At 51.4% G+C, this 6,306-nt stretch carries 5 protein-coding genes and 1 pseudogene; 3 read left to right on the top strand and 3 right to left on the bottom strand.

The genetic code is table 11. The features are described 5' to 3' along the window. From RM811_RS13540 to RM811_RS13530, 3 genes and pseudogenes are all read left to right on the top strand, one after another. A pseudogene (locus RM811_RS13540) lies at window positions 1-1,626 on the top strand (hypothetical protein); the annotation flags it as partial. A gap of 167 nt (window positions 1,627-1,793) precedes the next feature. Next, a complete protein-coding gene (locus RM811_RS13535) occupies window positions 1,794-3,158 on the top strand; it encodes an SdrD B-like domain-containing protein (protein ID WP_402525161.1) in 1,365 nt (454 codons plus the stop codon). A 207-nt stretch (window positions 3,159-3,365) separates the two neighbouring features. Further along, entirely contained in the window at window positions 3,366-4,472 is a 1,107-nt protein-coding gene (locus tag RM811_RS13530; RefSeq protein WP_402525159.1) for an ankyrin repeat domain-containing protein, read from the top strand. Between the two features lie 476 nt (window positions 4,473-4,948). Here RM811_RS13530 and RM811_RS13525 read toward each other — a convergent pair whose 3' ends face one another. From RM811_RS13525 to gmtX, 3 genes are all read right to left on the bottom strand, one after another. Then, complete coding sequence (locus RM811_RS13525) at window positions 4,949-5,422, bottom strand: hypothetical protein (RefSeq protein WP_402525156.1); 474 nt, start codon at window positions 5,420-5,422, stop codon at window positions 4,949-4,951. A gap of 88 nt (window positions 5,423-5,510) precedes the next feature. Next, window positions 5,511-5,822, bottom strand: a complete 312-nt coding sequence (locus RM811_RS13520; RefSeq protein WP_402525154.1) for a VPA1267 family protein — start codon at window positions 5,820-5,822, stop codon at window positions 5,511-5,513. 17 nt (window positions 5,823-5,839) lie between these two features. Then, on the bottom strand, window positions 5,840-6,306 hold a 467-nt coding region (gene gmtX, locus RM811_RS13515), incomplete at its 5' end, for a gamma-mobile-trio protein GmtX (protein WP_402525152.1).

The following is a 6,306-nucleotide window of genomic DNA, read 5'->3' as shown; positions in this document are numbered from 1 at the left end:
CAGCAGGAGTCCAACTATGTCCCCCTTTATATTAAAGGGTATGGCGTCAGCCTTAATGGCAGTCCGTATATCTCAGCCACGGATCAGTCTGAACCGGTAATGATACCACTGGCCCAGGCAGGGACGGTGGTTGAGTTTGCCAACTATCTCTGGAATACCGGTACTGAAATGACCACCTACCGGCTTTTCCTGTCCCTATTTAACAACAGTTTCCCTGCGGGAACGCTTTATTGCCTGGATACCGGCGATGGCTGCTCCGCATTTGTGGCTGATCCGCCAGCGGTTGATATTGATGATCTCAAGCCCCGGGAGTTTATGGAGGTTCGCTTTAAAGTGCAGTTACCCCTTAACAGCGGTACTGCCGATATCAGGGAGTCCGGTTATTCTGCGGTGCTGGATGTGGTGGATGTTAACCGTGCTGACCAGGTGTTTGACAATGTTCGCAACTGGCTGGTCAAGATTATGCCTGCGGAATCTGATGCTTCTGTGGATCTGACCCTGGATCAGCCCCTGGGCAGTAACCCGCCCCCCGGGAGTGGGCCGGGACCAGAAGCCAGCCCGCTGCGCACGCTGTCCGGTCAACCCGGCGAAACCCTTGTGCTGGATAATATTTTCATTACTAACACCGGGGGCAGGCCAGACAGCTACCTGCTGACCATAGTACCAAAACCCGGTGTAACACTGCCTGCTGGCCTTTCCTGGCAATTTCTTAATGCTGATAATATTCCGATCACTCACTCAGTAACTCTGCCGGTATCGGGTTCAGAAAAAGTAAAACTGAAGATTACCATTCCGGAAGATGCCGTTCCCGGCAGTGGCTCCTTGTGGCTTAAGGCAGTCTCCGGAAACCGGGACTCAGAGGACACCCTGCATCTGGCGCTGTCCATAACCGCCGCGGCCAGCCATCTTACCCTGGCTCCGATGGGACTGGCTCAGGTGCTGCCGGGTAGCCTGACTTATTTTCTCCATCAACTGGTGAATCACACCGAAGTTACCATTGATATTGTTCATCTCAAGCTGACCGATACCCTGGCCGGCAGTGGCTGGCAATCCCGGGTCTACCAGGATCTGGATGGCGATGGTCAGCTATCCGCCGGTGACCTGCCCGTTGCTGATATTGCCCCGCTATTGCCCGCAGAGACACGGAACCTGGTGGTTCAGGTCTTTGCCCCTGCCAATGCCTTTTCAGGCCGCAGAAATATCACCACGCTGACGGCCTCCTGGAAAGATCCTGACGGCAAGGGTGAACGTCTGAGTGTATCGGTAACCGATACGGCATTGGTTAACGATGCCCGGGTGGTCATCACCAAACAGCAGGCACCCTGGGACTGTCGAAGCCCCCTCCCGGATCGTTTTTCCGGCACCGATTTTCCGGCCCGGCCTGATACCTGCGTGGTCTATAAACTGACGGCGGTTAATCAGGGGGCAGAGCCTGTGCAGAATCTGATTATTCATGACAGGGCACCGGCTTTTACCCGCTTTGTCACCGGATCAGGCCTTCCTGCTGCACAAGGGGTACTCCCGGGAACGATCACGGTACTGGATCAGACCATCAGCGCACAATGGTTACCGGCGATTGCACCGGGTGAAACGGTTTCGCTGATGTTTGGTATACGAATTTACTGAACAGGCGCATGTCAGTTAACACGCTCGTTATGCGCTTCCGAGTAACTTTGTGGGGCTGGAAGCTAGAAACTGATTGTTCTTTGTTTCCAGCTTCTTCCGGATTACTCATAGATGTTGAGCCGCGTGCGGCTTGGGACGCTTATTAAGAGAAAGGGGTTATCGATGTAATGGCTAGCGCTCATTCCCTCTATTTTTTATATCTGCAACAGCATGGCTGGTTGATACGTTTACTTCTGCTCAGCGTATTATCTTTACTCACTGGCTTTCAGAACGTCTCCTTTACCCCGGGAAAACCGAATGTCGAGGCATGCGAGTCGACGGTGCTCGCCAGTGATGTACCTGTCCTGAATAATGACATCAAGAGGCCAGGGCAAATCTGGGTCACTGTGTGGCGGGATCTGAATGGTAACGGCGACCCGGATGATAATGAGCCCGGGCTGGCAAATGTCTGGATGGAAATCGCAGAGATTGATGACCTTGACGGACAAGCGTATTTCATCCGGAATGAAATCACCGATGATCAGGGGGAAGTGAAGATAAAAAATCTGGATGACGGGTACTACCGAGTCACCGTTCTACCAGATCAGGTGCCCTTAGAGGGGCTGGTTCCGGGTTCCGGCACCCCTTCTCCCCAATTCATCAATTTGGGGCAGGGACAGACCACGATAGCGTTCATCGGTTATGTCAATAAGCCGGCCGTGGTGGCTCTGACGCCAGCGCATTCGCGCACCTCGTTGCCGGGTCTGCTGGTAAGGTTTGCTCACAGCGTTACCAGCTCCAGGGACGGAGAAGCCCGGCTAACGGCGCAATGGCAATCAGGTACTGATGGCCGTTCAGTGGCATGGCCGATCTCCCTGCAGCGTTCGGATTGTAACAGCACTGCCCTGTCAGCCTGGAATATCTCGGGGCCGCTGACCGTATCTGAAAGTGAATGTGCGCTTGAGGGGGGTAATCTATTGTCTGAAGATGAGGAAATCACCCTGACACTGACGGCTAATCAACCCACCTGCTTTCAGGCGATGTTTTTTATCCCGGCAGAAACCCCCTATGGTGCAGAAGGTTTCCTTGAACTGGCGGCAGAATTCACAGAGCCCGGCGACCCGTCGGGAGAATCCGATGTCGGGCCCGTGGTTACTAGCCGTGTTGTTGATTACCTGATGGTGGAGGACAATTGGCAACCCGGCCTGTCTCTGTACAAACAGGTAGAAAATCTCAGCCGGAGCGATGGAGGAACCATAATAAGTACGGCTTATCCGGATGAATTACAGAAATACACCATCACTTACCGAAATATTGGTACAGAGAACCTCCGGGAATTGGATGTTTTTACCGATACACCGCCCATGACCCGGCTGTCGGAGCCGGTTCGCTGCCCCGATACCCGCCCGGAAGGGTTAGCGGATTGCGAAGTTGTGGTGTTTGGCTCCCAGACTAATGGAGCCGGTTACAGCGGTACCATTATCTGGCGTTTTTCCGGCTCACTTTTGCCGGGTGCCAGTGGCAATGTTAGTTATACTGTGCGGATTGAGTGACTGCGGTAAATGTAGTATTGACGGCTCGAATCGGCTAGTCACTGTGCAGTAGCCAGGGCAATTTTTTTCGCGGCAAATAAAAGTCTGTCAATCAGGTGTATATCAATGAACCCGCAAGACATACCCGCAGTCGTTGCTCTCCAGACTGCACTGACATTCGAGGCGGTGGTCCCGTCGTCAGCGTCAGGTCACAGTGGCTGCAGGCAAGTGAGTAAAATCAGGTGTACGCCAGTTGGTGCTGGACGGGGGGTATCAGCAGATTCGGAAACACGGTTAGCATCCAAGGAAATAACCCTGGCCAAAACAGGAAAAACGGCAGAAGAAAATAAAGACGATATAAAGGCATTATTTGACGCGGTGTGTAAGGGTGATTTCGATGCAGTCAAAGTGCTGATTGAACAGGATATTGCTATTGTCAATCATACCGACCATTCGGGCAGAACGGCTTTGCACATTGCAGCAGAGTGTGGGCAGACAGACATTGCAGAGTATCTGGTTACTCAAGGCACAACAGTAGATCTTCCGGATAATTCGAATGAAACTCCATTGCACCGTGCTGCATGGAAAGGACATTGTGCGATTATGGAGCATTTAATTAAAGCAGGTGCGAATATTAATCACCTTGGCTTCTGTGAAACGCAAACGCCTTTGTATTGTGCTGCCATGAGCAATAATGTTGAACCTATGGAGGTACTGGTTCGCCATGGTGCAGATATAAATCTTGGCAAGAAAAGAACACCGTTACTGATAGCTGTGCGTGGTTTGCATTGTAAGGCAGTTGATTTTTTACTTAATGCAAAAGTGGATGTTAATAAGAAAACTGAACGTTCTGAGTTCAGTGTTTTGCACTGTGCTTTTGATATTAACAAAAAGACAAAATTTGGTGGTAGTTCAGCTAGTCAAATCTGGATTTTGGATCGTCTGATTGACAAGGGAGCTGATATGAACTGCGAAAACAATGCGGGAGAAAAGCCTCTTGACCGATTACTGAGCGAAGATTTCTGGTCTGAATTTAATGATTCTATGCTAGATAAATTATTGCAATGCACACCATCAACCACGATCACATCCAAAGTAATAGAAGCATTGGGAATACTACATTTTCTTCAGTCAAAAGGTATAAACCCAGCTGATCAGCAGTATATCTGCGACAAGAACCAGGTAATAGTAAGCACATTGCTATCAGCAAAATTAAATGATCATTTAGCCAATGAAGAATGGAATTCTCTTTATGGAGAATGGAGTTATCTTTATGGAGAATGGAATTCTATGAAAATGGCTGAGGCTGTCCGACTCAAGCTGAGAAAAAAATGAGTGTAGAGAGGTTGGGCTGTGGCCAGCCTGGGGGCATGACATGACCAGGCAGGCAATATGGAAATGCAGCAGCCGGAGGATTGATACCCTCCGGCTGTCTGTTGTCAGGATAATTACCCGTCCAGTTTCTGTTTCAGAATCTGATTAAGGAATTGTCCCGAAATAAATTCCCCATTTGCCAGTAGATTTAGGCGTTTGGGGGGAGCATTGTCAATAGTTCCGGCTGCGTTCTCCGCTGTCATTGTGTACAGGCGACTGCATGGATGCAGGAGGTAGAGTAACGCAGGAGCAGTTACCGAGGAGCAATTACCGAGATTGTACAGGATCCATCCTGCCCGACGGTTGGCTATCCCTGCCAGATGGATTGTGTACAATCCCTGTAACAATGACAGCGGAGAACGGAGAACGCAGCCGGAATTGTTTACAGTGCTACTCCTCAGGCCCCAGGTGCCTCAATCTACTGGCAAATGGGTAATTTATTTCGGGACAATTCCTAACTCTCTCAGAGTACTTCGGGACTCAGGTGTGTCTTTTCTCAGGGTATCGTGAAATCCCTTTCCCAAGTGTTCCCAGAGAGCCATTGCCTTCTGGTCACCAATACCCTTGAAGTCCTTTTCCTTGGCGATAAAACGAATCAGTTGCTCACCGTCTTCAGGGAGAGTGCAGTGGACTTTGGCAGGTGCTTCGTAGGTGTGCTGTTGCATTAGGTAATCGCCGCTTTCAACGGCATCGATCATGCGTCGCCCCGTCACCTCCCACTGTTGACCAATCGCAGGAGCGACGGGCAGTACCAAAACGTCACTCTTGATGGTGATATAATACTTGCCGTTGTTAATGCGATACGAGTCCTGTTTCAGCGGCACGCCACTGAAGATCACATACTCCGCCGTAGCATACGAGATGCTGGTCACTCGCAAGGCATCGGTGTATTTGAGGCTTGAAGCGTTCATTAGCGTGGCATCATCCCTGTTTCAGATAAGACTTCGGACAGCTCGCCAAAGCGTTCCAGTTTTGCTTCTAACTCCCGGACGCGGGCTTTCAGTTCAATATTTTCTTGTTCCAGCAGTGAATCCGTTTGGCATCCAGAGCGCGCCGTGCTGCCTTGTGGTCGTATTCCCCAGGTTGACCAGCCTGTGCTTTGGCTTTCTCGGTCAGGGATGGCAGGACGCCCCGTTCCCGCAACCCTTCCTCCAGTGCCTTGAGTCGCTTTCGTAGCGCAGGGTTTTGGTTCAGAGCGGACTTGCCGCAACCCACACCCTTAGCCACTTCAACGCGACTGAGCTTGCCTTGAAAGATGATCTGGGCGAAGTCTTCGTCCGGTGGCAACCCAGGCATCGAAGGTCGCGACATTTTGCTCAGCTCGCTGCCTACCGCTCGCCATCGCTCACCTCGCTCAACAGTTTGTGCAGCCCCGTCACAAAGCCTCGGGGAAAGATTTCGGAGTTGTACTCCATCTCCTTTACCTGACCGGCCTGGGTGGTCTGCCAATTGTGCTTTTCCATACATTCGTCGGACACCGCAAACTGGATCGCCTTGACCTCTGAGGCTGTAAGCAGCCCGCTCAAGGAAGGCAGCACTTCAACAGAAGGCTTCGCCTGAGCTTCGAACTGACGCACGGGCCGTTTATCAATGACCACATTGGCGTGCTGCTTGAGGATATTCACCTCCTTGCGGTAGCGGTTGCGCTCGGCAATGATCTGCCCGAACAAGGCTCTCAGGGCTGGATCAGTGATCCGCTCTAGCAGCTTGTTGTCCGTTGGTACATGGCGGCTACGGCTTTTCTCCGCCAGGGGCTTCTTGGTGGAGGTATTGGCCCTGTCTCTTATACACATCT

The sequence above is a fragment of the Endozoicomonas sp. genome (genome assembly GCF_031844845.1).
Classification (GTDB): Bacteria; Pseudomonadota; Gammaproteobacteria; order Pseudomonadales; family Endozoicomonadaceae; genus Endozoicomonas.
Note: the sequence above shows the minus strand (reverse complement) of the source record. Positions and strands in the feature narration are given on the sequence as shown.